This window comes from Burkholderia anthina, assembly GCF_001547525.1.
GTDB classification, from domain to species: Bacteria; Pseudomonadota; Gammaproteobacteria; order Burkholderiales; family Burkholderiaceae; genus Burkholderia; species Burkholderia semiarida.
This window is the reverse complement of sequence record NZ_CM003768.1, coordinates 223,682-248,363: the sequence shown is the minus strand read 5'-3', so window position 1 is coordinate 248,363 and position 24,682 is coordinate 223,682. Positions and strand designations below refer to the sequence as shown.

Here is a 24,682-nt window from a genome sequence, read left to right as displayed (position 1 = left end):
TCAGGAGCGGTAATCCGCGTTGATGCTCACGTAATCGTGCGACAGGTCGCACGTCCAGACGGTGGCCTGCGCATCGCCGCGCCCCAGCAGCACGCGGATCGTGATCTCGCTCTGCTTCATCACGCGCTGGCCGTCTTCTTCCTGGTAGGCCGGATTGCGGCCGCCTGCCTTCGCGACCAGCACGTCGTCGAGATAAAGATCGATCTTGCCGACGTCGAGATCCGCGACGCCCGCATAGCCGATCGCCGCGAGAATCCGGCCGAGGTTGGGGTCGGATGCGTAGAAGGCCGTCTTCACGAGCGGCGAATGGCCGATCGCGTATGCGATCTGGCGGCATTCGGCGACGCTCCTGCCGCCTTCGACCTGCACCGTCATGAACTTCGTCGCGCCTTCGCCATCGCGCACGATCAGTTGCGACAGCACCTGCGCGACTTCCGTCACCGCGTCGCGCAGCGCCGCATAGGCGGGCGAATCGGTCGACGTGATCGCGGGCAGCGTGCTCTTGCCCGACGCGATCAGGATGAACGAGTCGTTCGTGGACGTGTCGCCGTCGATCGTGATGCAGTTGAACGAGCGGTCGGCGACTTCCTTCACGAGCGTGTCGAGCACCGGCTGCGCGACGTTCGCATCGAACGCGAGGAAGCCGAGCATCGTCGCCATGTTCGGCTTGATCATGCCCGCGCCCTTGCTGATGCCCGTCAGCGTGATCGTGTGGCCGTCGATCGTCACCTGGCGCGACGTCGCCTTCGGCAGCGTGTCGGTCGTCATGATCGCCTGCGCGGCGTCGAACCAGTTCGCGGCCTTGCGGTTCGCGAGCGCGGCCGGCAGGCCGGCCTTCAGGCGATCGATCGGCAGCGGCTCGAGGATCACGCCGGTCGAGAACGGCAGCACCTGCGCCGGCTCGATGCCGGCCAGACGCGCGAGTTCCGTGCAGGTTTCGCGTGCATTCACGAGGCCCGGCTCGCCGGTGCCCGCGTTCGCATTGCCCGTATTCACGACCAGCGCGCGAATGCCCGCGCCGCCGGCACGCACCTTCGCCAGGTGCTCGCGGCAGACGGTGACCGGCGCTGCGCAGAAACGGTTTTCGGTGAACACGCCCGCGACCGTCGCGCCTTCGTCGACGGAGATGACCAGCACGTCCTTGCGATTCGGCTTGCGGATGTTCGCTTCCGCCCAGCCGAGCGTGACGCCGGCGACGGGATGGAGTTGGGCGGGATCGATCGACGGAAAATTGACAGCCATGGGGCACACCTGCCGGATGGAAAATGCCGGCACGTGCCGGCATCGATTGGAAGAACCGGCGGCCGCACGCGCGGGCCGCCACAACTCACGTCACTGACTGGAAGCTGCGAACGACGCGGCGCGCGTGATGCGCGCCGCCGCCGATCATGACAGCTTCCCGTGACATTGCTTGTACTTCTTGCCGCTGCCGCACGGGCACGGATCGTTGCGGCCGACCTTCGGCATTTCGCCGCCGGGGCCGCTGTGCGTCATCGCGCTGCCGACCATGTCGGCCGTCGCCGTGGCCGCCGCGGCTGCCGTGACGTTCGCCACCGGCGCGCCGGCGTCCGCGTAATCGGCATGCTGGTATTCGACGTTCTCGAGATGACCGCTGCGCTCCTCGATCTGCTCGGCGGCTTCCTCGAGTTGCTCCGGCGACTGGATCTGCACGTTCATCACGATGCGCGTGACTTCCTGCTTGATCGCGTCGAGCATCGCGGCGAACAGTTCGAACGCCTCGCGCTTGTACTCCTGCTTCGGGTTCTTCTGCGCGTAGCCGCGCAGATGGATACCCTGGCGCAGGTGGTCGAGCGCCGCGAGGTGCTCGCGCCACAGGCGGTCGACCGTCTGCAGCATCACCGAGCGCTCGAACGCGCTGAACGATTCGCGGCCGACCATCGCGACCTTCGCCTCGTACTGCTCGTCGGCGGCCGTCGTCACGGCGTCGAGGATCTCGTCGGCCGTGATCGACGACGACTCGTTCACCATTTCCTGGATCGCGAGATCGAGCTGCCAGTCCTTGCGCAGCGCTTCCTCGAGCTCCGGCACGTCCCACTGCTCCTCGATGCTGCCTTCCGGCACGAACTGGCGGACGACTTCGGTGATCACCCCGTGACGCATCGCGGTGATCGTCTCGGTGATGTCGTGCGCTTCGAGCAGTTCGTTGCGCTGCTGGTAGATCACCTTGCGCTGGTCGTTCGACACGTCGTCGTATTCGAGCAGCTGCTTGCGGATGTCGAAGTTGCGCGCCTCGACCTTGCGCTGCGCCGATTCGATCGACCGCGTGACGATGCCGGCCTCGATCGCCTCGCCTTCCGGCATCTTCAGGCGATCCATGATCGAGCGCACGCGGTCGCCCGCGAAAATGCGCAGCAGCGGATCGTCGAGCGACAGGTAGAAGCGCGACGAGCCGGGGTCGCCCTGACGGCCCGCACGGCCGCGCAGCTGGTTGTCGATCCGGCGCGATTCGTGGCGCTCGGTGCCGATGATGTGCAGGCCGCCCGCGGCCTTCACCTCCTCGTGCAGCGTTTCCCACTCGTCGTGAAGCTGCTTGATGCGGCGTGCCTTTTCGTCGGCCGGAATCGAATCGTCGGCCTCGATGAACGCCGCCTGCTTCTCCGCGTTGCCGCCGAGCACGATGTCGGTACCGCGGCCGGCCATGTTGGTCGCGATCGTGATGCGCTTCGGACGGCCGGCTTCCGCGACGATCGCCGCTTCACGCTCGTGCTGCTTCGCGTTCAGCACTTCGTGCGGCAGCCCCGCCTGCTTCAGCAGGTGCGACAGCAGTTCGGAGTTCTCGATCGACGTCGTGCCGACCAGCACCGGCTGGCCGCGCTCGTAGCAGTCGCGAATGTCGCGGATCACCGCGTCGTAGCGCTCCTTGGCCGTCTTGTAGATCTGGTCCTGCTTGTCGATCCGCTTCGGCGGGCGGTTGGTCGGGATCACGACCGTCTCGAGGCCGTAGATCTCGTTGAATTCGTACGCTTCGGTGTCCGCGGTACCGGTCATGCCGGCCAGCTTCGCGTACATCCGGAAGTAGTTCTGGAACGTGATCGACGCGAGTGTCTGGTTCTCGCTCTGGATCTTCACGTGCTCCTTCGCCTCGACCGCCTGGTGCAGGCCGTCGGACCAGCGGCGGCCGGCCATCAGGCGGCCCGTGAATTCGTCGACGATCACCACTTCGCCGTTCTGCACGACGTAGTGCTGATCCTTGTGGAACAGCGTGTGGGCGCGCAGCGCCGCGTACACGTGATGCATCAGCGTGATGTTCTGCGGCGCGTACAGGCTCTCGCCCTCGCCGATCAGGCCCCATTCGGCGAGCAGGCGCTCGGCCTTCTCGTGGCCCGATTCCGTCAGGAACACCTGACGCGACTTTTCGTCGAGCGTGTAGTCGCCCGGCTTCTCGACGCCCGTGCCGTCGGCCTTCTCTTCGCCGATCTGGCGCTCGAGCAGCGGCGGCAGTGCGTTCATCCGCACGTACAGCTCGGTGTGATCCTCGGCCTGACCCGAAATGATCAGCGGCGTACGCGCTTCGTCGATCAGGATCGAGTCCACTTCGTCGACGACGGCAAAATTCAGCGCCCGCTGCACGCGCGCGTCGGTCTCGTAGACCATGTTGTCGCGCAGGTAGTCGAAGCCGAATTCGTTGTTCGTGCCGTACGTGATGTCCGCCGCGTACGCCTGCTGCTTCTGGTCGTGCTCCATGCCGGACAGGTTGATGCCGACCGACAGACCGAGGAAGTTGTAGAGGCGCGCCATCCATTCGGCATCGCGCTGCGCGAGGTAGTCGTTGACGGTCACGACGTGCACGCCGCGGCCGGCCAGCGCATTCAGGTACACGGGCAGCGTCGCGACGAGCGTCTTGCCCTCGCCGGTGCGCATTTCCGCGATCTTGCCGTAGTGGAGCACCATGCCGCCGATCAGCTGCACGTCGAAGTGGCGCATCTTCAGCACGCGGCGGCTTGCCTCGCGACAGACCGCGAACGCTTCGGGCAGCAGCTTGTCGAGCGACTCGCCGGCCGCGACCCGCTGGCGGAATTCGTCCGTCTTGCCGCGCAACTGGTCGTCCGTCAGCTTCTCGATCTGCGTTTCGAGCGCATTGATCGTCGCGACGGTCTTTTGGTATTGCTTGACGAGCCGCTGGTTGCGGCTGCCAAAAATTTTCTGGAGAAAACCGGTTGTCATCGGATCGGATCCTGCGTCGCAGCACCGGCGCCCGGCGCGTGTTGCGCGCCCCGGCGCCCGAGCCTCGGCGGCTTAGCGAATTAGTGGACTCAAACGTCGAATTTTAGCACGCGGGGACGCATGCGCCCGCGTCCCGGCCGGACGGCCATCGCGCGCCGGGGCCGGGCGGACAGGGGCGAAAGCCGCGCGTGCGCGAGCCGGCGCGAGTACAATCGGCTGCAACCTCCGCGCGCGTGCGCGCTCGAAGAAAGCCTCGATGAACCGATTTTCCAAGCGTTTCGGCCCGCTCGCCGCCTATCGTCCGCAACCCGTGTCCGAAGTGCTCGGCCGCACCGACGCGTTCGCGGCGTTGCGCGCCGGCGTCGAGCAGATCGCGTCGCTGCAGCGCGACCTCGGCGCGTGCCTGCCCGATTATCTGGCGAATCACGTCGAACCGGGCTTCATCAAGGACGGCACCCTGACCCTCTTTGCCGCCCACAATGCGCTGGCAGCACGGCTGCGGCAGGTCGAAATGCGGCTGCTCGGCGATCTCCAGAAGCGCGGCTGGCCGGTGACGACGCTGCGGGTGCGCGTGCGGCCGAAGGACGCGCCCGAACCGCCACATGTGAAGCAGGCGCGGATGACCTCGGCCGGCGCCGCCGCGTTGCGCGACCTCGCCGATCACCTCGAACCGTCGCCGCTGCAGGCGGCGCTCGCGCGGATGGCGGCACGGCACGGCGCGAAGCCGCGTTGATCGCCAGGGCCGCAGGCGGCGGCCAGCCAATAAAAAAGCGACCCGAGGGTCGCTTTTTTATCGCTTGCACTGAACGCCGCTCACGCGAAGGCCGTCTGCGCGTCGAACGCGAACCCCTTCGGCGCCGCCTGCGGATCGTCGAACGTCACGATCTCGTACGCGTCTTCGTGCGCGAGCAGCTCGCGCAGCAACGCGTTGTTCAGCCCGTGGCCCGACTTGTACGCGGTGTACGATGCCAGCAGCGGGTGGCCGATCACGTACAGGTCGCCGATCGCGTCGAGCATCTTGTGCTTCACGAACTCGTCGTCGTAGCGCAGCCCGTCGTTGTTCAGGATCCGGTACTCGTCGAGCACGATCGCGTTGTCCATGCTGCCGCCGCGGGCGAGACCCAGCTCGCGCATCATTTCGACTTCGTGGGCAAAACCGAACGTGCGCGCGCGCGCGATCTCGCGTACGTACGACGTATTCGCGAAATCGACCTCCAACTCCTGGCCGGTCTTGTCGACGGCCGGGTGACGGAAGTCGATCGTGAACTTCAGCTTGAAGCCGAAATACGGATCGAGACGCGCGAACTTGTCGCCATCGCGAATTTCGACCGGCTTCTTCACCTGGATGAAGCGCTTCGGCGCGTTCTGCTCTTCGATGCCGGCGGATTGAATCAGGAACACGAAGGACGCGGCGCTGCCGTCCATGATCGGGATTTCCTCGGCCGTCACGTCGACATACAGGTTGTCGATGCCGAGGCCGGCGCACGCCGACATCAGGTGCTCGACCGTCGACACGCGCGCGCCATCCTTCTGCAGCACCGACGCGAGCCGCGTGTCGCCGATCGACATCGCGGAGGCCGGAATATCGACGGGCGTGGGCAGGTCGACGCGCGAGAACACGATACCCGTGCCCGGCGCGGCCGGACGGAGCGTCAGTTCGACCTTGCGGCCCGAGTGGAGACCGATACCGACGGTCTTCACGATGGATTTGATGGTGCGCTGCTTCAACATGGTCTTCTTCGTCTTGATTGAGGATATCAATCAGGAGTTATATTCGATAGGCGCGATTATAGCGTAATTCCCAATTCAACGCTGTCTGAAACTGCGTATCAATCTGTTTCGACTGTTTACCCGCGCCGATACGGGACGGGCCGATGCCCGGAACGGAGGCGTTTCCGGTCATCGGCCCGTGTTACAACTGCCCTGAGGCCGGCGAGCAACGTTGCCGGAAGGCAACGGCGCGCCGCACGATCAGGACGTCAACGTCGCGAGCACACTCGCCGCATCGCTCACTTCGAATTTGCCCGGCGCCTCGACGGCCAGCGTCTTGACCACACCGCCGTCGATCACCATCGCGTAGCGCAGGGAACGAATTCCCATGCCACGCGCGGACAAATCCTGCGTCAGCCCCAGCGCATGAGTGAAAGCCGCGCTGCCGTCCGCCATCATGCGCACCTTGCCCGCGGTGTGCAGATCACGTCCCCATGCGCCCATCACGAATGCGTCGTTGACGGACACGCACCAGATCTCGTCGATACCCGCCGCGCGCAGTTGCTCGGCGTGCTCGACGTAGCCCGGCACATGCTGCGCCGAGCAGGTCGGCGTGAACGCGCCCGGCAATCCGAAGATCACCACCCGCTTTCCCGCAACCTGGTCGCGCACGCTGAAGGCATTCGGCCCCAGCGTGCACCCTTCGCGCGCGTCGTCGACGAACTCGAACAATTGCGCGTCGGGCAGCGCGTCGCCCACTTGAATCATGGCTGGTCCCTCATAGCGATACGGTTTTTCAGCGTGTCGCGGACAGCACGGCCCATCCCGCTTCGCACAAGCGAAGAGGGCACCTTTCCCGGCCCGGCGTCGCATCCGACGCGGCCTGTCGTGGTCCGTGGCATCCGTCACGCCGGCGATACCGCGGCGGTGTCGCCGCGGCTTCGCCTGTGTTTGCGTCAGTCAGCCTGCTTGCGCAGGAAAGCCGGGATGTCGTACGTGTCGACCCCCTTCTCCTGCAGCGCCTGCACGTGCGATGCCGCGGTTTCGCGCGAGTTGCGCCACACCGCCGGCGTATCGAGCGCGCCGTAGTCGGCCGTGCTGACGTGATGCGCCGGCGCATAGCCGTGCGACACCGCGCTGACCGGCTGGTTGTCCGTACCCGTGCGCAGCAGCGTCATCGGTGCCGACTGCTGCTTCTTCGCCGCACGGCCCAGACCCGTCGCCACGACCGTCACGCGCAACGCATCGCCCATCGCGTCGTCGTACACCGCACCGAAGATCACCGTCGCATCTTCCGCCGCGTAGCTCTTGATCGTGTTCATCACTTCGCGCGTTTCCGACAGGCGCAGCGAACGGCTCGACGTGATGTTGACCAGCACGCCGCGCGCGCCCGACAGATCGACGCCTTCGAGCAGCGGGCTCGCCACGGCCTGTTCCGCCGCGAGGCGCGCGCGATCGACGCCGGCGACCGTCGCCGTGCCCATCATCGCCTTGCCCTGCTCGCCCATCACCGTCTTCACGTCCTCGAAGTCGACGTTCACGAGGCCGTCGACGTTGATGATTTCCGCGATACCCGCCACCGCGTTGTTCAACACGTCGTCCGCGCACTGGAAGCACTTGTCCATCTCGGCGTCGTCGCCCATCACGTCGAACAGCTTGTCGTTCAGCACGACGATCAGCGAGTCGACGTGATCCTCCAGTTGCTGCGAGCCTGCTTCGGCGACGCGCATGCGCTTGCCGCCTTCGAACTCGAACGGCTTGCTGACGACACCGACCGTCAGAATGCCCATCTCCTTCGCGATCTGCGCGACCACCGGCGCCGCGCCCGTGCCCGTGCCGCCACCCATGCCGGCCGTGATGAACACCATGTGCGCGCCGCGCAGTGCGTCGGCGATGCGCTCACGCGCCTCTTCCGCTGCCGCTCGGCCCATTTCCGGCTTCGCACCGGCGCCAAGACCCGTGTTGCCGAGCTGGATCACCGACGATGCGCGCGAACGCGACAGCGCCTGGGCGTCCGTGTTCATCACGATGAAATCGACGCCCTGCACGCCGCGGTTGATCATGTGCTGGACGGCATTGCCGCCAGCGCCGCCAACGCCGACCACCTTGATGATGGTGCCGTTGGTCTCGGTTTCCAGCATTTCGAATTCCATGTTGCCTCCGTCAAGAGAATGACTGCTACTCGGCCGTTATTCGGCAGGAGATCGGGCAACCCCCTGTCGCGCGCCAGCCGCCGGCACCAGCGCGAATTTCGATTCGGTTCGACTCGTCAGAAGTTGCTCAGGAACCATTCCTTCATCCGCGAGAACACCTGCCCCGCGTTGCCGGACTGCACGGCGACCTTGCGGCCGCGCATGCGCTGCGCACTGCCTTCGACGAGCAACCCCATCGCCGTCGAGTAGCGCGGATTGCGCACGACGTCGGAGAGGCCGCCTGCATACTCCGGCGCGCCGATGCGCACCGGTTTCAGGAAAATGTCTTCGCCGAGCTCGACCATGCCCGGCATCATCGAAGCGCCGCCGGTAATGACCACGCCGGAGCTCAGGAGTTCTTCGTAACCCGATTCGCGCACGACCTGCTGCACGAGCGAGAACAGTTCCTCGACGCGCGGCTCGATCACGGCCGCGAGCGCCTGGCGCGACAGCGTGCGCGGGCCGCGTTCGCCGAGGCCCGGCACTTCGACCATTTCGTCCGGATCGGCGAGCGCCTGCTTCGCGATCCCGTAGCCGACCTTGATGTCTTCCGCATCCGGCGTCGGCGTGCGCAGCGCCATCGCGATGTCGCTCGTGATCTGGTCGCCGGCGATCGGGATCACCGCCGTGTGGCGGATCGCGCCTTCGGCGAAGATCGCGATGTCCGTCGTGCCGCCGCCGATGTCGACCAGCACCACGCCGAGATCCTTCTCGTCTTCCGTCAGCACCGCCAGCGACGACGCGAGCGGCTGCAGGATCAGGTCGTTCACTTCCAGCCCGCAGCGGCGCACGCACTTGACGATGTTCTGCGCGGCGCTCACCGCGCCCGTCACGATGTGCACCTTCACTTCCAGCCGGATGCCGCTCATCCCGATCGGCTCGCGCACGTCTTCCTGGCCGTCGATGATGAATTCCTGCGTGAGGATGTGCAGCACCTGCTGGTCGGTCGGGATGTTGATCGCCTTCGCGGTCTCGATCACGCGCGCGACGTCCGTCTGCGTGACCTCCTTGTCCTTGATCGCGACCATCCCGCTCGAGTTGAAGCTGCGGATGTGGCTGCCCGCGATCCCAGTAAACACGTTGGTGATCTTGCAGTCGGCCATCAGCTCGGCTTCCTCGAGCGCGCGCTGGATCGACTGCACGGTGGCCTCGATGTTGACCACCACACCTTTCTTCAGACCCTTCGACTCGCTCTGGCCGAGACCGATCACCTCGTAGTGGCCCTCGCCTTTCAGCTCGGCGACGATGGCCACTACCTTCGACGTGCCGATGTCGAGGGAAACCAGCAGATCCTTGTAGTCTTTGCTCATAAAGTGCTCTTGCGTGTGATCTCTCGTTACTTCTTGCGCTTGTCGGTATCGGTCAGGAACCGCATGCCTGCCGCGCGAATCGCGAATCCGTTCGGATAACGCAGATCCGCGTACTCGATGTCGTTGCCCCAACGCTCCGTGACGGCCGGCCACGCGGCCACCAGGCGCTGGCTCCGGTCATGCAGCGTGTCGCTGTTGCGTTCCTTGCCCAGCTCGACCTGCATGCCGTTCGACAGCTTCACCGTCCACGCGTACCGCGCCGACAGCGTCACTTCTTCCGGCGCCGCCTTCAGCGGCGCAAACCATTTCCCGAAGTCGCGATACCGCGTGACGACTTCCTTCGCACTGCCTTCCGGGCCGTCGAACGCCGGCAGTTCCTGCTCCAGCTCGCCCTGGTTCGCGGTGAACAGCTCGCCGTCGACGCTCACCAGCTGATCGCTGCCCCAGGTCCCGAGCGGCTTGTACTCCTCGAGCGTGACAGCCAGCGCATTCGGCCACACCCGGCGCACGCTCGCGTGACGCACCCACGGCATCTGCTCGAACGCGGCACGCGCCGCATCGAGATCGACCGTGAAGAAATTGCCCTTCAGCCGGCCGACCACGCCCGCGCGCACCGTCGGCGAGTTGATGTGCTCGGTGTCGCCGTCGATCCGGATTTCCCGCAGCGCGAACGTCGGGCGCTGGATCAGCCAGTAGCAGCCGGCCGCCGCCAACACGAGCAGCAGCAGCGCGTACAGCGCGCTGGCGGCAAGGTTGAGTTGGCGAACGTTGTTCCACATACGTCGTTCCGTTCCTGCGTCAGTCGTTGAGCGTGAGCGACAACACCTTCACGACCAGCTCCGAATAGCCGATGCCGACCGCGCGAGCGGCCTTCGGCGGCAGCGAGTGGTCGGTCATCCCGGGGGCCGTGTTCACTTCCAGGAAATACGCGTTGCCGGCCGCGTCGAGCATGAAGTCCGCACGGCCCCAGTCGGTGCAGCCGAGCACGTCGAACGCGCGACGCGCGATGCGCTTCAGTTCCGCCTCCTGTTGCGCCGGCAGGCCGCACGGGATCAGGTACTGCGTATCGTCGGCGACGTACTTCGCGTGGTAGTCGTAGAACTCGCCCGCCGGCACGATCTTGATCAGCGGCAGGTCGAGATCGCCGGCGATGCACGCGGTGTATTCGCCGCCGCCTTCGATGCTCTTCTCGACGATCACGATCTTGTCGTGCGTCGCGGCTTCCGCGAGCGCGGCCGGCAGCGCGTCGGCCGTCTTCACCTTCAGCACCGCGACGCTCGAGCCTTCGCTCGCCGGCTTCACGAACAGCGGCAGGCCGAGCTTCGCGACGATGTCGGTCGCGCGCGCGGCCAGATCGTCGCCGCGCATCACCGTCTCGAACGGCGGCGTCGGCACGCCCGTCTGCTGCCACACGAGCTTCGTGCGGAACTTGTCGAGGCCGAGCGCCGACCCGAGCACGCCGCTGCCCGTGTAGCGGATCCCGTAGAAATCGAGCGCGCCCTGGATCTGGCCGTTCTCGCCGTAGCCGCCGTGCAGCGCGTTGAACGCGCGCACGAAGCCTTCGTCCTTCAGCGCCGACAGCGGCCGCTCGGCCGGGTCGAACGGATGCGCGTCGACGCCCGCGTCACGCAGGCCCTGCAGCACGAGGCGGCCCGAGGTGAGCGACACCTCGCGCTCGGCGGATTCGCCGCCGAACAACACCGCCACCTTGCCGAAGCGTTTCGGATCGATTCCGCTCATGCCGACCTCCGCCGGGCCGCCCCAAGGAGGCTGACCGCCCCCGCGGGGGGCAGCGAACGAAGTAAGCGTGGGAGTCGTTTCATGTCATGCCTTCTGTTCAGTGTGTTGCACGAGCTTCGCCGGCACGCCGCCGATCGAACCCGCGCCCATCGTGATCACCACGTCGCCGTTCTGCGCGACTTTCGCCAATGCGTCCGGCACGTCGTCGACCGTCGCGACGAACACCGGGTCGACCTTGCCCGCCGCGCGCAGCGCACGCGACAGCGCGTCGCCGCTGGCCGTCGGGATCGCGGCCTCGCCGGCAGCGTAGACTTCCGTCAGCACCAGCGCATCGACCGTCGACAGCACGTTGACGAAATCGTCGAAGCAGTCGCGCGTGCGCGTGTAGCGGTGCGGCTGAAACGCCAGCACGAGGCGGCGGCCCGGGAACGCACCGCGCGCGGCCGCGATCGTCGCGGCCATCTCGACCGGGTGATGGCCGTAGTCGTCGATCAGCGTGTACTGGCCGCCGTCCGCGCTCGGCACTTCGCCGTAACGCTGGAAGCGCCGGCCGACGCCGTTGAATTCCGCCAGCGCCAGCTGGATCGCGTCGTCCGACACGCCGAGATCGGTCGCGATCGCGATCGCCGCGAGTGCGTTCTGCACGTTGTGCAGGCCGGGCATGTTCAGCACCACCGCGAGCGGCGCGCGACCTTCGCGGATCACATTGAAATGCATCCGGCCGTCGCGCGCGTCGATGTCCTCCGCGCGCACCTGCGCGTCCGGCGACAGGCCGTAGCGCACGACCGGCTTCGAAATGAACGGAATGATCTGCCGCACGTTCGGATCGTCGACGCACACCACCGCGCTGCCGTAGAACGGCAGGCGCTGCGTGAATTCGATGAACGCCTGCTTGAGCCGCGCGAAATCGTGGCCGTAGGTGTCCATGTGGTCGGCGTCGATGTTCGTGATGACTTCGATCACCGGATACAGATTCAGGAACGACGCGTCCGACTCGTCGGCCTCGGCGACGATGAAGTCGCCCGTGCCGAGCCGTGCATTCGCGCCGGCGCTGATCAGCCGGCCGCCGATCACGAACGTCGGGTCCAGCCCGCCCGCCGCGAGCACGCTCGCGACGAGGCTCGTCGTCGTGGTCTTGCCGTGCGTGCCGGCGATCGCGATGCCCTGCTTCAGGCGCATCAGTTCCGCCAGCATCACCGCGCGCTGCACGATCGGCACGCCCTGGTGGCGAGCGGCCAGCACTTCCGGATTGTCGGAGCGCACGGCCGTCGACACGACGACCGCGTTCGCGCCCTCGATGTTCGCCGCGTCGTGGCCGATCGCGATCCGCGCGCCCAGCGCCGCGAGGCGATCGGTCACCGCGTTGCGCGACAGGTCCGAGCCGCTGACCGCGTAGCCGAGGTTGACGAGCACTTCGGCGATGCCGCTCATGCCCGCGCCGCCGATCCCGACGAAATGAATGTGTTTGACGATGTGTTTCATTGCAGTTGTTCCAGGTTCGCGCCGGCCGCCTTCGCGCACACACGCGCGACTTCGTCGGTGGCCTCGGGCTTCGCGAGCGAGCGCGAACGTTCCGCCATCTCCGCGAGCGATGCCCGCGACTGGCCGCGCAGCCAGTCGGCGAGCAGTTCCGCCGACAGGTCGCGTTGTTGCACCAGCACGGCCGCGCCGGCATCGGCGAGAAACGCGGCGTTGGTCGTCTGGTGATCGTCGACCGCGTACGGGAACGGCACGAATAGCGCCGCCACGCCCACCGCCGCGATCTCCGACACCGTCATCGCGCCCGACCGGCAGATCACCAGATCCGCCGCCGCATACGCGGCCGCCATGTCGTCGATGAACGGCACGAGCCGCACGTCTTCGCCGGCCGCGAAACCGGCCGCTTCGTAATTCGCCTTCAATGCATCGATGTGCTTCACGCCGGCCTGGTGCACGACGCGCGGGCGCTCGCCCGGCGCCAGCAGCGCCAGCGCGCGCGGCACGACTTCGTTCAGCGCGGCCGCCCCGAGGCTGCCGCCGACGACCAGCACGTTCAGCGGGCCGCTGCGCGACGCATAGCGCGCCTGGGGCGGCTCGGTGTGCGCAAGTTCCGCGCGAATCGGGTTGCCCGTCCATTCCGCGTGCGGCAGCGCGCCGGGGAACGCGACGAGCACGCGCTTCGCGAGTTTCGCGAGCACCTTGTTCGTCAGGCCCGCGATCGAATTCTGTTCATGCAGCACGAGCGGACGCCCCGACAGCGCGGTCATCACACCCGCCGGGAACGTGATGTAGCCGCCCATCCCGAGCACGACGTCCGGCCGCACGCGGCGCAGCGCGCCGAGGCTCTGCCAGCATGCGCGCAGCAGGTTGACCGGCAGCGTCAGCTTGGTCTTCAGGCCCTTGCCGCGCAGCCCGCCGAACCGCACGTACTCCATCGGAATGCCGTGCTTCGGCACGAGCGTCGCTTCCATCCCGGCCGGATTGCCGAGCCATACGACGCGCCAGCCCGCCGCTTCCATCCGGTGCGCGACCGCGAGCCCCGGGAACACGTGGCCCCCGGTGCCGCCTGCCATCACCATCAGCGTGCGTTGCGACGCGGTCATACCTTCCCTCCGCGCATCAGCAAGAATGAACGAATGTTCTGGCTACGGCCGCTTCGCTTGACTTCGCGCGCTTCGCGCACGAAGTGAACCTTCACCGAAATCGCGTACTGACGCGGGGAGGTCATACCTTCCCTCCCCGCATCAGTACGCGATTTTCGTAATCGACCCGCAGCAGCACCGCGAGCGCGACGCAGTTCAGCAAAATGCCCGAACCGCCGTAGCTCACGAGCGGCAGCGTCAGGCCCTTGGTCGGCAGCAGCCCGAGGTTCACGCCCATGTTGATGAACGTCTGCGCGCCGAACCAGATCCCGATGCCCTTCGCCATCAGGCCCGCGAACGTGCGATCGAGCGCGAGCGCCTGGCGGCCGATCTCGAACGCGCGGCGCACGATCCAGTAGAACAGCAGAATCACGACCAGCACGCCGATGAAACCGAGCTCCTCGCCAATCACCGCGAGGATGAAGTCGGTATGCGCTTCCGGCAGGTAGTTCAGCTTCTCGACGCTGCCGCCGAGACCGACGCCGAACCATTCGCCGCGGCCGAACGCGATCAGCGAGTGCGTGAGCTGGTAGGCCTTGCCCTGCGCGTAGCGTTCGTCCCACGGATCGAGATACGCGAAGATCCGCTCGCGACGCCACGGCGACAGCCACACGAGCATCGTGAACGTGCCGACCGCCGTCGCGACGAGGCCGCCGAAGAGCTTGCCGTTCACGCCGCCGAGGAACAGCACGCCCATCGCGATCGCGGCGACCACCATGAACGCGCCCATGTCGGGCTCGAGCAGCAGCAGCGCGCCGACGAGACCGACCGCGAACGCCATCGGCAGGAAGCCCTTCGCGAAGCTCTGCATGTATTCCTGCTTGCGTACCGTGTAGTTCGCCGCGTAAATCGTCACCGCGAGCTTCATGATTTCCGACGGCTGCATGTTCGTGATGCCGAGCGGAATCCAGCGGCGCGCACCGTTCACGCCCTTGCCGACGTGCGGAATCAGCACGATCACGAGGCCGACGAGCGCGATCAGGAAAAGATGCGGCGCGTACTTGTCCCAGGTCGACACCGGCACGCGGAACGCGATCACCGCCGCGACGAACGCGACGCCGAGCGACACGCAGTGGCGCATCAGGAACGCGTAATCGTGATACGACGCGTATTTTGGCGAATCGGGCATCGCGATCGACGCCGAATACACCATCACGACGCCGAGCCCGAGCAGCGCGATCGCGACCCACAGCAGCGAATAGTCGAAATCGAGCATCCGCGAACGGCTCGGACGCACGCCGTTGACGACGCTCGCGAGGCCGCCCGTCGCGGCGCGCGTGGCCGATGCGACGCGGCCGCCCGCAGCGTTGCCGCCGGTGTCGCGTCGGTCGTTGAAACGGGAGACGAGGCGATCGGACCAGCTCATGGCGTCGCTCCTTTGTCGATGGCGATGGCGTCGACCGCCGCGCGGAACACTTCCGCACGATGGGCGTAGTTCCTGAACATGTCGAGGCTCGCGCACGCGGGCGACAGCAGCACCGCATCGCCCGGCTCGGCCAGCTCGGCCGCCGCGTGCACGGCGCCTTCGAGCGTCGCGTGATCGGCGAGCGGCACGCCCGTTTCGGCGAGCGTGTCGCGCAGCGCCGGCGCGTCGCGGCCGATCAGCATCACCGCGCGGCACCAGCGCGCGACCGGCGCGACGAGCGGCGCGAAATCCTGCCCCTTGCCGTCGCCGCCCGCGATCAGCACGGTCTTCTGCGCGAGCCCGTCGAGCGCGGCCACCGTCGCGCCGACGTTCGTCCCTTTGCTGTCGTCGACGTAGTCGACGTCGTCGATCGTCGCGATCACTTCGACGCGATGCGCTTCGCCGCGGTATTCGCGCAGCGCGTGCAGCAGCGGCGCGGCCGGCAGATCGATCGCGCGCGCGAGCGCGAACGCGGCCAGCGCGTTCGCGGCGTTGTGCAGCCCGCGGATGCGCAGCGCGTCGACCGGCATCAGGCGCTTCTGCGCGATGTCGGGCGTGTGCGCGGCGTCGCGCTTGCGCCGGCGGCCCGTCGTCGCCTCATCCGGCGCGTCGCGATCGACGGCTTCCACCAGCCACGCGATGCCGTTGTCGCGCGACAGCCCGTAGTCGCCGTCCTGCGTCGGCTCGTTCAGGCCGAACGTGACCGTGCGCGGCGCATCGGCCGCGCCGGCTGCCGGCGCGAACTTCATCACGGCCGCGTCGTCGCGGTTCAGCACGCGCGTCGTCGTCGCGCCGAAGATCCGGCCCTTTGCCTGCGCGTACGCGTCGAAGCTGCCGTGCCAGTCGAGATGGTCCTGCGTGATGTTGAGGATCGCGGCCGCATCGGGCGCGAACGTGCGTGCGGTCTCGAGCTGGAAGCTCGACAGTTCGAGCACCCAGACGTCCGGCAACGCGGTTTCGTCGATCGCGCTCGCGAGCCGGTCGAGCATCGCCGGGCTGATGTTGCCCGCGACCGCGACCTTCTTGCCCGAGCGCTGGCACAGCAGGCCCGTGAGGCTCGTCGTCGTGGTCTTGCCGTTGGTGCCGGTAATCGCGAGCACCTTCGGCTGGTAGCCGCTCGTGCCGAGCGCGCGCAGCGCCTGCGCGAAGAATTCCAGCTCGCCCCATACCGCGATGCCGCGCTCGTTCGCGGCCGCGACCAGCGCCGCGAGCGCCGGCTCCAGCGGCGACAGCCCGGGGCTCAGCCCGACGATCTCGACGCCGCCGTCGAGCAGCGCGGGCGTGAACGCCCCGCCGACGAATTCCGCGTCGATGCCTTCGGCCTGCAGCGCGGCAAGGTTCGGCGGCGCCTCGCGGGTATCGGCAATGCGCAGCCGGCACCCGTGCCTCGCGCACCATCGCGCGATCGCAAGACCCGATTCCCCGAGCCCCAGTACGAGCACCATCGGCCGTTGCCGATCTCCAAACATCTCGCCAGACATCCTTGTTACCTTTCCTTTACCGCAGCTTGAGGGTGGTCAGACCGAACAGGCACAGCATCAGCGTGATGATCCAGAAACGCACGACCACCTGCGTTTCCTTCCAGCCGGACAATTCGAAATGGTGATGCAGCGGCGCCATCTTCAGCAGGCGCCGGCCTTCGCCATAACGCTTCTTCGTGTACTTGAACCACGACACCTGCAGCATCACCGACAGCGTTTCCGCGACGAAGATGCCGCCCATGATGAACAGCACGATTTCCTGGCGCACGATCACCGCGACCGTGCCGAGCGCGCCGCCCAGCGCCAGCGCGCCGACGTCGCCCATGAACACCTGCGCGGGGTGCGTGTTGTACCAGAGGAACGCGAGCCCGGCTCCGCCCATCGCGGAACAGAAGATCAGCAGTTCGCCCGCGCCGGGGATGTGCGGAAACAGCAGGTATTTTGAATAGACCGCGCTGCCCATCACGTACGCGAACACACCGAGCGACGCGCCGACCAGCACGACCGGCATGATCACGAGGCCGTCGAGGCCGTCGGTCAGGTTCACCGCGTTGCTCGCGCCGACGATCACGAAGTAGGTCAGCACGATGAAGCCCCACACGCCGAGCGGGTAGCTGATCGACTTCAGGAACGGCAGCATCAGGTCGGCGCGCGCCGGCAGCCCCATCGACAGGCCGCTCCTCACCCACGCCATGAACAGGTCGAACACGCGCACGTTGTTCGCCTCGGACACGCTGAACGCGAGATAGACGGCCGCGAACAGCCCGATCACCGACTGCCAGAAATACTTCTCGCGCGACGACATCCCGCGCGGGTCCTTGTGGACGACCTTGCGGTAATCGTCGACCCAGCCGATCACGCCGAAACCGAACGTGACGAGCATCACGATCCAGATGAAACGGTTCGTCAGGTCGCCCCACAGCAGCGTCGCGACCGCGATGCCGATCAGGATCAGCACGCCGCCCATCGTCGGCGTGCCGGACTTGACGAGGTGGGTCTGCGGGCCGTCCTTGCGCACGGCCTGCCCGACCTTCATCTGCGTCAGCTTGCGGATCACCCACGGTCCGCACACGAGCCCGATCCCGAGCGCGGTGATGGTGGCCATCACCGCACGGAACGTGAGGTACGTGAACAAGCGCAAAAAGCTTGCGTCTCCTTGCAGCCATTGCGCCAGCGCCAGCAGCATGCTTCCTTCCTTCTACTCAGTGTGCGGCGGGCACCGTGCCCGCCGCGGGTTGGTTCGTCAGCGCGTCGACCACGCGCTCCATCTTCATGTACCGCGAGCCCTTCACGAGCACCGTCGCCTGCGCGCCGTAACCGGCCGCGAGCAGCGCCGACACGAGCGCGCCGACGTCGCCGAAATGGCGTGCGGTGTCGCCGTAGGCCGTGCATGCGTCGCGCGATGCGTCGCCGAGCGCGAACAGCGCGTCGATCCCGCGTTCGCGCGCGTACGCGCCGATCTCGCGGTGGAATGCCGGCCCTTCGTCGCCGACCTCGCCCATGTCGCCGATCACCAGCACGCGCGGCGCCGGATGCGCGGCGAGCACGTCGATCGCGGCGCGCATCGAATCCGGGTTCGCGTTGTACGTATCGTCGACGACCGTCGCGCCGGCGAGGCTGCTGACGCTCGCCTGCTTCACCTGCAGCCGGCCCTTGACCGGTTCGAACGATTCGAGCCCCTGCCGGATCGCCGACAGCGCGACGCCGGCGCCGAGCGCCGCGGCCGTCGCGGCGAGTGCGTTGCGCGCGTTGTGTTCGCCGAGCGCGCGCAGCCGCACCGTGACGGCACCCGCCGGCGTGTCGATCGCGAGTTCGCCGCCGTGCAGGCGACCGACGACCTGCGCGTCGTTCCGCCGTTCGGCGTCGTGCAGCGCGAAATCGAGGATCCGGTTGCCGGTCGCCGCGACGCGCCAGATGCTTGCGTACGCGTCGTCGGCCGGGAACACCGCGACGCCGTCCGGCGGCAGCGCATGGATCACGGCTGCGTGTTCGAGCGCGACGGCTTCGACCGTCGCCATGAATTCCTGGTGCTCGCGCTGCGCGTTGTTGACGAGCGCGACCGTCGGCGCGGTAAGACGCGCGAGGACTTCGGTTTCGCCCGGGTGGTTCATGCCGATCTCGATCACCGCGAGACGATGCGCGGCCGACAGGCGCAGCAGCGTCAGCGGCAGGCCGACATCGTTGTTCAGGTTGCCGGCCGTCGCGAGCCGCGCGTCGGCGCCTACCGCCGCCGCGAAGATCGCCGCGATCATTTCCTTGACGGTCGTCTTGCCGTTGCTGCCCGTCACCGCGACGAGCGGCAGCGGGAACCGCATGCGCCAGCCGTGCGCGAGCGCGCCGAGCGCGGCACGCGTTTCGCCGCCTTCGATCATCGGCATCGCGATGCCCGCCGGCGCGTGCGCGACGAGTGCCGCGGCCGCTCCGCGCGCGGCGACGTCGCCGAGAAAGTCGTGCGCGTCGAAGCGCTCGCCCTTCAGCGCGACGAACAGGTCGCCCGGGCCGACCGTGCGGCTGTCGGTCGACACGCGATCGAACGTGACGCCCGCGTCGCCGTGGACGGTGGCGCCGGGAATCAGGCGGGCGGCTTCGCCGAGACTGAGCATCGTCATTCGGCGCCTCCCTTGCCGTGCGTCGCGCGCGCCGCGAGCGCGAGCCGTGCGTGGTCCTGGTCGGAGAATGCGCGCTTCTTGCCCATGATTTCCTGCGTGGCCTCGTGGCCCTTGCCGGCCAGCACGACGACGTCCTCGCGTGCGGCGCCGCGCACGGCCTGCAGGATCGCGCTCGCGCGATCCTCGATACGGCGTGCGCGATCGGGTGCGGTCATGCCCGCGACGACCTGATCGATGATGCGCTGCGGATCTTCGCTGCGCGGGTTGTCGCTCGTGACGACTGCTTCGTCGGCGAGCCGCTCCACGATCGCGCCCATCAGCGGGCGCTTCGTCGCATCGCGATCGCCGCCGCAGCCGAACATGCAGATCAGCCGGCCACCGCGCGCCGCGGCGATCGGGCGCAGCGCATCGAGCGTCTTTTCGAGCGCGTCGGGCGTGTGTGCGTAGTCGATCACGACGAGCGGTTCATCGTTCTGCAGCCGGCCGCCAAGCCGCTGCATCCGGCCATTGACCGACTCGAGCCGCTCGATCTCGGCGAGTGCCGCGTCGAACGGCACGTCGGCCGCGAGCAGCGAACCCAGCACGGCAAGCAGGTTGCTGACGTTGAACGTGCCGAGCGTGCCGACCTCGACGTCCGCGTCGCCCCACGGCGAACGCAGGCGGAATGCGGTACCCGTCGCGGTGGCGCGCACGTCGAGCGCGACCAGCGCGCGATCGGCGTCGGGCGCCGGTGCGTCGCCGATTCCGTACGCGATCGTGCGCACGCGGCCGGCCAGTTTCTCGAGCAGGCGGCGGCCTGCCGCGTCGTCGCGGTTGATCACCGCCGCGCGCAGGCCGCGCCATGCGAACAGCTTCGCCTTCGCGGCCTCGTACGCGTCGAACGTGCCGTGATAGTCGAGGTGATCCTGCGTGAGGTTCGTAAACACCGCGATGTCGAACGCCGTTCCGTTCACGCGCCCCTGGTGCAGCGCGTGCGACGATACTTCCATCGCCACGGCCTGCGCGCCCGCGTCGCGCAATTGCGCGAGGCTGCGCTGCAGCTGCGGTGCGTCGGGCGTGGTGAAGCCCGTCGGCACGAGCTGGCCGGGCATCCCGGTGCCGAGCGTGCCGATCACCGCGCACGGCTCGCGCAGCGCCGTCAGTGCGGTGGCGATCCATTGCGTGCACGACGTCTTGCCGTTCGTGCCTGTGACACCGATCGCGAGCAGGCTGTCGCTCGGATCGCCGTACCAGCCGCTGGCGATCTCGCCGGCGAGTTGATCGAGCGCCGGCACCGCGAGCGCGACGGGTACGGCCGGCGCGTCGACCAGCCCTTCCGGCTGATACAACACGGCGGCCGCGCCGCGTGCGACGGCGTCGGCCATGAACGCGCGATTGTCTGCCCCGTCGACCGCATACGCGACGAACACGTCGCCAGCCTTGAGGCTGCGCGTGTCGGCATGCAGTTGCGCCGCGGGGGCCACATGCTGACGCAGCCACGCGAGCGCGGCTGCGATCTGCTGATGCGCCGGATGGGAACTGCGGGCGGCGCTCATCGAACAACTCCTGGTGAATTACGGGTCGTGCTGGATACGATCATATGCTTCGCGCCGCCCCCCGTAGCCAGCTTTTGCGGGCCTTTTGCGGCGGCGGAATCCGGCGAATCGCCGGACACGACGAGCTGCTTGATCGGCATGTTCGGCGGGACGTTCAGCGCGCGCATCGTGTCGCCGGCGATCGCCGAGAATACGGGGCCCGACACCTGGCCGCCGAAGTGGCTGCCGGCCGTCGGCTCGTCGACCGACACCGCGATCACGACGCGCGGGTTCGGCATCGGCGCCATCCCGACGAACGACGCGCGGTACTTGCGCGTGTAGCCGTGGCCTTCGTGCTTGTACGCGGTGCCGCTCTTGCCGCCGACGCGATAGCCCGGCACGGCCGCATCCGGCGACGTGCCGCCCGGCGCGACGACCGTCTCGAGCATCGCGCGTACTTCGCGCGCGGTGGTCGGGTTGAACACCTGCGTGCCCGCGATCGGCTGATTGGGGTCGGTCTTGAAAATGGTCACGGGCATCAGCTCGCCGTCGTGCGCGATCGCCGTATACGCCCGCGCGAGCTGGAACAGCGACACCGACAGGCCGTAGCCGTACGACATCGTCGCCTGCTCGATGCGGCGCCAGCTCTTCCACGGCCGCAGGCGGCCGGCCACCGCGCCCGGGAAGCCGACCTTCGGCGCCTGGCCGAGGCCGATGCTCGTATACATATTCCACATTTCCTCGGGCCGCATCGTCATCGCGATCTTCGTCGCGCCGATATTGCTCGACTTCTGGATCACGCCGCCGACCGTCAGCGTGCCGAAGCCGGCGTCATCGGTAATCGGCGCGCCGTCGAGCACGAAATGCCCGTTGCCCGTCTCGACGAGCGTGTTCGGCGTCACGCGGTGCAAGTCGAGCGCGAGCGATACCGTAAACGGCTTCATGATCGAGCCCGGCTCGAACACGTCGGTCATGATCCGGTTGCGCAACTGCTCGCCGGTCATGCGCGAGCGGTCGTTCGGGTTGTAGGTCGGGTAGTTGACGAGCGCGAGCACTTCGCCGGTACGCACGTCGACGACCATCGCCGCGCCGGCCTTCGCCTTGAACTTCTCGACGGCGGCCTTCAGGTTCGCGTACGCGATGTACTGGATCTTGCTGTCGATCGACAGGTCGACGTCAGTACCGTTGTGCGGCGGGATCTGCTCGGCGACGTCCTCGACGATGTGCCCCATCCGGTCCTTGATCACGCGACGCATGCCCGACGTGCCGGACAGCATCTTCTGGTCGCCCAGCTCGACGCCTTCCTGCCCTTCGTCCTCGACGTTCGTGAAGCCGATCAGGTGAGCGGTGATCTCGCCTTCCGGGTAGAAGCGCTTGTACTCGTTGCGCTGATAGATGCCGGGAATGTCGAGCGCGGCGACCTTGTCCGCGACGTCGATCGGCACCTGGCGCTTCACGTAGACGAAACCCTTGTCTTCCGACAGCTTCACGCGCAGTTCCTTCGGCGTCATGCCGAGGAGCTTGCCGAGCTGGTTGATCTTGTCGGCGTCGAGATCGTCCGGCACCGCGTCGGGAATCGCCCAGATCGCGCGCACGGGCAGGCTCGTCGCGAGCACGAGCCCGTTGCGGTCGAGGATCTTGCCGCGCGTCGCGGGCAGTTCGATCGTGCGCTGGTAGCGGCTTTCGCCCTGCTTCTGATAGAACGCGTTGCCGGGCCCCTGGATCCAGAACGCCCGCGCGGCCAGCGCGACGAACGCCATGAACAGCAGGAACACGACGAGCTTCGAGCGCCACATCGGCAGATGCACGCCCAGCACCGGGCTCGACGAGAACTTCACGTTCTGGCGCTTCGGGGACGGCTTCATCGCGCGCCTCCCTTGCCCTTGCCGGCCGTGTCGGCCGACGCCGGGATCGGCGCGTCGATCGCCTTCGCGGCGCCCGGCGGCAGCGTCAGGTATTGCGTGCGGCCCGTCGAGATCGCCTGCATTTTCAGCGAATCGTTCGCGAGCTGCTCGATGCGCGACGTCTTCGACAGCGCGCTCTGCTGATATTGAAGCTGCGCGTAGTCCTGCTGGAGCTGACGCTCCTGCGACTGCGCGCGCTGCAGCTGGATGAAGATCTGACGTTGCTGGTTCGTCGAGTTGACGACCGACAGCGCGCAACCCATCACGATGATCAGCAGGAAGATATTGAGACGGCTCATGGCGTGACGCGCTCCGCGATACGCATCACGGCCGAGCGGGCGCGCGGATTCGCGGCGACTTCCGCGTCGCTCGGAAACTGGCGGCTGATGATCTTGAGCGGCGGGCTCGGGAGATCGACGGCGCGGATCGGCAGGCGACGATCGACCGCAGGCGCACTCGCGTGCGCCTGCATGAATCGCTTGACGATCCGGTCCTCGAGTGAATGAAAGCTGATGACCACCAGCCGCCCCCCTTGCTCCAGCAACGACAGTGCCGCGTCTAGTACGACTTGCAGGTCCGCAAGCTCTTGATTGACGTGAATCCGTATAGCCTGAAAGGTGCGGGTTGCCGGATCCTTGCCCTTCTCACGGGTTTTGACGACGTGACCCACGATTTGGGCAAGCTCGCCCGTGGTGTCGAGAGGCCCAAGACGGTCGGACTCTGCCCGGCGAGCAACAAGCGCCTTTGCAATCTGAAAAGCAAACCGTTCTTCCCCATAATCCCGTATCACCTCCGTCAATTCCTGCACCGAAGCCCGCGCGAGCCATTCGGCCGCCGACTCGCCACGCGTCGGATCCATTCGCATGTCCAGCGGACCATCGGCGCGGAAACTGAAGCCGCGCGCCGGATCGTCCACCTGCGGCGAGGACACGCCCAGGTCCAGCAACACCCCCGACACCTTCTCGACGCCGCGCGCCGCAAGCGCGTCGCGCATCGATGCAAAGCTGTCATGCACGATCGAGAAGCGCGCATCCTCGATGCCCTGCGCCGTCTCGATCGCCCTCGGATCCTTGTCGAACGCGATCAGCCGCCCGGCCGACGCCAGCCGCGCGAGCACCGCGCGGCTGTGGCCGCCGCGCCCGAACGTGCCGTCGACATACACGCCGTCCGGCCGCGTCACGAGCGACTCGACCGCCTCATCCAACAGCACCGTCCGATGCCGCAATTCATTTCCCATCGCGGGCGTCTCCGTCACCGCAATCAGAACGTGAAATTCTTCAGCGCGTCGGGCATGCCCTGCGCCATCGCTGCCTGCTCCTTCGCGTTGTAGGTCTGCGAATCCCACAGCTCGAAGTGACTACCCATTCCCAACAACATGACTTCCTTTTCCAGTCCGGCTGCCATGCGCAGCTCGGGCGATACGAGAATCCGGCCCGCGCTGTCGAGATCGACATCCATCGCATTGCCGAGAAAAATTCGCCGCCACCAGTGCGCGTCCATCGGCAGCGCGGCGATCTTGGCGCGGAACACTTCCCATTCGGGGCGCGGAAACAGCAACAGGCAGCCGTCCGGGTGCTTGGTCACAGTCACCCGTCCTTCTGCCTGTCCTTGCAGCGCTTCGCGATAGCGAGCCGGCACCGACATCCGCCCTTTCGCATCGAGCGTCAGCGCCGACGCCCCTTGGAACACTTTCCGCTCTCCCGTTCAGGGCACCGAAGCACCCGCTCAATGCTGAGAATTTAGCCGGAACAGCCTGCTAAATCACACAAAAATACACTTTCTCACACTGTCTCCCACTTTAGAGGAAGGGTGTGGCACGGTCAAGGGAGCGGCCCGCTTTTTTGACGAATTTTGTTAGTTAGAACAAGGACTTACGCGCACAAGCTCATGCGGCCCCTCATACCAAAAACCGTTATAAATGAATGAGCTAGTGCAACTTGTGAAGGTGATACGTGAGAAAGACGGGCCAGACGGGCGTGCGGACGGGGCTTTCGGGGGCGGGAAAACGAGG

General features: G+C 67.0%; 20 protein-coding genes. 1 reads left to right on the top strand and 19 read right to left on the bottom strand.

Annotation, left to right across the window (positions count from 1 at the left end):
• The gene (argJ, locus tag WS64_RS01175) at window positions 1–1,242 is read right to left on the bottom strand and encodes a bifunctional glutamate N-acetyltransferase/amino-acid acetyltransferase ArgJ (RefSeq protein WP_060965541.1); all 1,242 of its coding nucleotides are present in this window, start codon (window positions 1,240–1,242) and stop codon (window positions 1–3) included.
• 144 nt (window positions 1,243–1,386) lie between these two features.
• Window positions 1,387–4,185, bottom strand: coding sequence for a preprotein translocase subunit SecA (gene secA, locus WS64_RS01170; protein WP_060965540.1), 2,799 nt, complete (start codon window positions 4,183–4,185; stop codon window positions 1,387–1,389).
• 256 nt (window positions 4,186–4,441) lie between these two features.
• On the opposite strand from secA, the gene WS64_RS01165 reads away from it, so the two are divergent.
• The gene (locus WS64_RS01165; RefSeq protein ID WP_059580855.1) at window positions 4,442–4,918 is read left to right on the top strand and encodes a DciA family protein; all 477 of its coding nucleotides are present in this window, start codon (window positions 4,442–4,444) and stop codon (window positions 4,916–4,918) included.
• An 80-nt stretch (window positions 4,919–4,998) separates the two neighbouring features.
• Here the strand turns inward: WS64_RS01165 and lpxC are convergent, their stop codons facing one another.
• The 17 genes from lpxC to mraZ form a co-directional block, all read right to left on the bottom strand.
• Window positions 4,999–5,916, bottom strand: coding sequence for a UDP-3-O-acyl-N-acetylglucosamine deacetylase (gene lpxC, locus WS64_RS01160; RefSeq protein WP_059580853.1), 918 nt, complete (start codon window positions 5,914–5,916; stop codon window positions 4,999–5,001).
• A 240-nt stretch (window positions 5,917–6,156) separates the two neighbouring features.
• Entirely contained in the window at window positions 6,157–6,663 is a 507-nt protein-coding gene (locus tag WS64_RS01150) for a peroxiredoxin (protein WP_059580848.1), read from the bottom strand.
• A 188-nt stretch (window positions 6,664–6,851) separates the two neighbouring features.
• Window positions 6,852–8,048, bottom strand: a complete 1,197-nt coding sequence (gene ftsZ, locus WS64_RS01145; protein WP_021159911.1) for a cell division protein FtsZ — start codon at window positions 8,046–8,048, stop codon at window positions 6,852–6,854.
• 116 nt (window positions 8,049–8,164) lie between these two features.
• Window positions 8,165–9,397, bottom strand: a complete 1,233-nt coding sequence (ftsA, locus tag WS64_RS01140; RefSeq protein WP_006487138.1) for a cell division protein FtsA — start codon at window positions 9,395–9,397, stop codon at window positions 8,165–8,167.
• A 26-nt stretch (window positions 9,398–9,423) separates the two neighbouring features.
• Window positions 9,424–10,176, bottom strand: coding sequence for a cell division protein FtsQ/DivIB (locus tag WS64_RS01135; RefSeq protein WP_034186356.1), 753 nt, complete (start codon window positions 10,174–10,176; stop codon window positions 9,424–9,426).
• A gap of 19 nt (window positions 10,177–10,195) precedes the next feature.
• Entirely contained in the window at window positions 10,196–11,137 is a 942-nt protein-coding gene (locus WS64_RS01130) for a D-alanine--D-alanine ligase (protein WP_034206326.1), read from the bottom strand.
• Between the two features lie 84 nt (window positions 11,138–11,221).
• On the bottom strand, window positions 11,222–12,619 hold the full coding sequence (gene murC, locus WS64_RS01125; protein WP_059580845.1) for a UDP-N-acetylmuramate--L-alanine ligase: 1,398 nt from the start codon (window positions 12,617–12,619) through the stop codon (window positions 11,222–11,224).
• Window positions 12,616–13,719, bottom strand: coding sequence for an undecaprenyldiphospho-muramoylpentapeptide beta-N-acetylglucosaminyltransferase (gene murG, locus WS64_RS01120; protein WP_059580842.1), 1,104 nt, complete (start codon window positions 13,717–13,719; stop codon window positions 12,616–12,618). The genes murC and murG overlap by 4 nt, the downstream gene beginning before the upstream one ends.
• A 121-nt stretch (window positions 13,720–13,840) precedes the next feature.
• Entirely contained in the window at window positions 13,841–15,124 is a 1,284-nt protein-coding gene (gene ftsW, locus WS64_RS01115; RefSeq protein WP_060965539.1) for a putative lipid II flippase FtsW, read from the bottom strand.
• Entirely contained in the window at window positions 15,121–16,632 is a 1,512-nt protein-coding gene (gene murD / locus WS64_RS01110) for a UDP-N-acetylmuramoyl-L-alanine--D-glutamate ligase (protein ID WP_060965538.1), read from the bottom strand. The genes ftsW and murD overlap by 4 nt, the downstream gene beginning before the upstream one ends.
• A 28-nt stretch (window positions 16,633–16,660) precedes the next feature.
• Window positions 16,661–17,830 carry a phospho-N-acetylmuramoyl-pentapeptide-transferase gene (gene mraY / locus WS64_RS01105; RefSeq protein WP_006477019.1) on the bottom strand — a complete coding sequence of 390 codons (1,170 nt, stop codon included), beginning with the start codon at window positions 17,828–17,830 and terminating at the stop codon, window positions 16,661–16,663.
• A 16-nt stretch (window positions 17,831–17,846) separates the two neighbouring features.
• Window positions 17,847–19,253 (bottom strand): UDP-N-acetylmuramoyl-tripeptide--D-alanyl-D-alanine ligase, encoded by a 1,407-nt coding sequence (locus WS64_RS01100; RefSeq protein ID WP_060965537.1) that lies wholly within the window; start codon window positions 19,251–19,253, stop codon window positions 17,847–17,849.
• The gene (locus WS64_RS01095) at window positions 19,250–20,788 is read right to left on the bottom strand and encodes a UDP-N-acetylmuramoyl-L-alanyl-D-glutamate--2,6-diaminopimelate ligase (RefSeq protein ID WP_060965536.1); all 1,539 of its coding nucleotides are present in this window, start codon (window positions 20,786–20,788) and stop codon (window positions 19,250–19,252) included. Before WS64_RS01095 ends, WS64_RS01100 begins: the two co-directional genes overlap by 4 nt.
• A complete protein-coding gene (locus WS64_RS01090; RefSeq protein ID WP_059580829.1) occupies window positions 20,785–22,632 on the bottom strand; it encodes a peptidoglycan D,D-transpeptidase FtsI family protein in 1,848 nt (615 codons plus the stop codon). The genes WS64_RS01095 and WS64_RS01090 overlap by 4 nt, the downstream gene beginning before the upstream one ends.
• Complete coding sequence (gene ftsL, locus WS64_RS01085) at window positions 22,629–22,970, bottom strand: cell division protein FtsL (protein ID WP_059580826.1); 342 nt, start codon at window positions 22,968–22,970, stop codon at window positions 22,629–22,631. Before ftsL ends, WS64_RS01090 begins: the two co-directional genes overlap by 4 nt.
• Window positions 22,967–23,908 (bottom strand): 16S rRNA (cytosine(1402)-N(4))-methyltransferase RsmH, encoded by a 942-nt coding sequence (gene rsmH, locus WS64_RS01080; protein ID WP_060966868.1) that lies wholly within the window; start codon window positions 23,906–23,908, stop codon window positions 22,967–22,969. The genes ftsL and rsmH overlap by 4 nt, the downstream gene beginning before the upstream one ends.
• 23 nt (window positions 23,909–23,931) lie before the next feature.
• The gene (mraZ, locus tag WS64_RS01075) at window positions 23,932–24,360 is read right to left on the bottom strand and encodes a division/cell wall cluster transcriptional repressor MraZ (RefSeq protein ID WP_006487094.1); all 429 of its coding nucleotides are present in this window, start codon (window positions 24,358–24,360) and stop codon (window positions 23,932–23,934) included.
• Between the last annotated feature and the right edge of the window lie 322 nt (window positions 24,361–24,682).

Excerpts from the sequence above, each read along its gene's own strand:
- argJ (WP_060965541.1), bottom strand. The coding sequence starts at position 1,242 with ATGGCTGTCAATTTTCCGTCGATCGATCCCGCCCAACTCCATCCCGTC.
- secA (WP_060965540.1), bottom strand. The coding sequence starts at position 4,185 with ATGACAACCGGTTTTCTCCAGAAAATTTTTGGCAGCCGCAACCAGCGG.
- WS64_RS01165 (WP_059580855.1), top strand. The coding sequence starts at position 4,442 with ATGAACCGATTTTCCAAGCGTTTCGGCCCGCTCGCCGCCTATCGTCCG.
- lpxC (WP_059580853.1), bottom strand. The coding sequence starts at position 5,916 with ATGTTGAAGCAGCGCACCATCAAATCCATCGTGAAGACCGTCGGTATC.
- WS64_RS01150 (WP_059580848.1), bottom strand. The coding sequence starts at position 6,663 with ATGATTCAAGTGGGCGACGCGCTGCCCGACGCGCAATTGTTCGAGTTC.
- ftsZ (WP_021159911.1), bottom strand. The coding sequence starts at position 8,048 with ATGGAATTCGAAATGCTGGAAACCGAGACCAACGGCACCATCATCAAG.
- ftsA (WP_006487138.1), bottom strand. The coding sequence starts at position 9,397 with ATGAGCAAAGACTACAAGGATCTGCTGGTTTCCCTCGACATCGGCACG.
- WS64_RS01135 (WP_034186356.1), bottom strand. The coding sequence starts at position 10,176 with ATGTGGAACAACGTTCGCCAACTCAACCTTGCCGCCAGCGCGCTGTAC.
- WS64_RS01130 (WP_034206326.1), bottom strand. The coding sequence starts at position 11,137 with ATGAGCGGAATCGATCCGAAACGCTTCGGCAAGGTGGCGGTGTTGTTC.
- murC (WP_059580845.1), bottom strand. The coding sequence starts at position 12,619 with ATGAAACACATCGTCAAACACATTCATTTCGTCGGGATCGGCGGCGCG.
- murG (WP_059580842.1), bottom strand. The coding sequence starts at position 13,719 with ATGACCGCGTCGCAACGCACGCTGATGGTGATGGCAGGCGGCACCGGG.
- ftsW (WP_060965539.1), bottom strand. The coding sequence starts at position 15,124 with ATGAGCTGGTCCGATCGCCTCGTCTCCCGTTTCAACGACCGACGCGAC.
- murD (WP_060965538.1), bottom strand. The coding sequence starts at position 16,632 with ATGTTTGGAGATCGGCAACGGCCGATGGTGCTCGTACTGGGGCTCGGG.
- mraY (WP_006477019.1), bottom strand. The coding sequence starts at position 17,830 with ATGCTGCTGGCGCTGGCGCAATGGCTGCAAGGAGACGCAAGCTTTTTG.
- WS64_RS01100 (WP_060965537.1), bottom strand. The coding sequence starts at position 19,253 with ATGACGATGCTCAGTCTCGGCGAAGCCGCCCGCCTGATTCCCGGCGCC.
- WS64_RS01095 (WP_060965536.1), bottom strand. The coding sequence starts at position 20,788 with ATGAGCGCCGCCCGCAGTTCCCATCCGGCGCATCAGCAGATCGCAGCC.
- WS64_RS01090 (WP_059580829.1), bottom strand. The coding sequence starts at position 22,632 with ATGAAGCCGTCCCCGAAGCGCCAGAACGTGAAGTTCTCGTCGAGCCCG.
- ftsL (WP_059580826.1), bottom strand. The coding sequence starts at position 22,970 with ATGAGCCGTCTCAATATCTTCCTGCTGATCATCGTGATGGGTTGCGCG.
- rsmH (WP_060966868.1), bottom strand. The coding sequence starts at position 23,908 with ATGGGAAATGAATTGCGGCATCGGACGGTGCTGTTGGATGAGGCGGTC.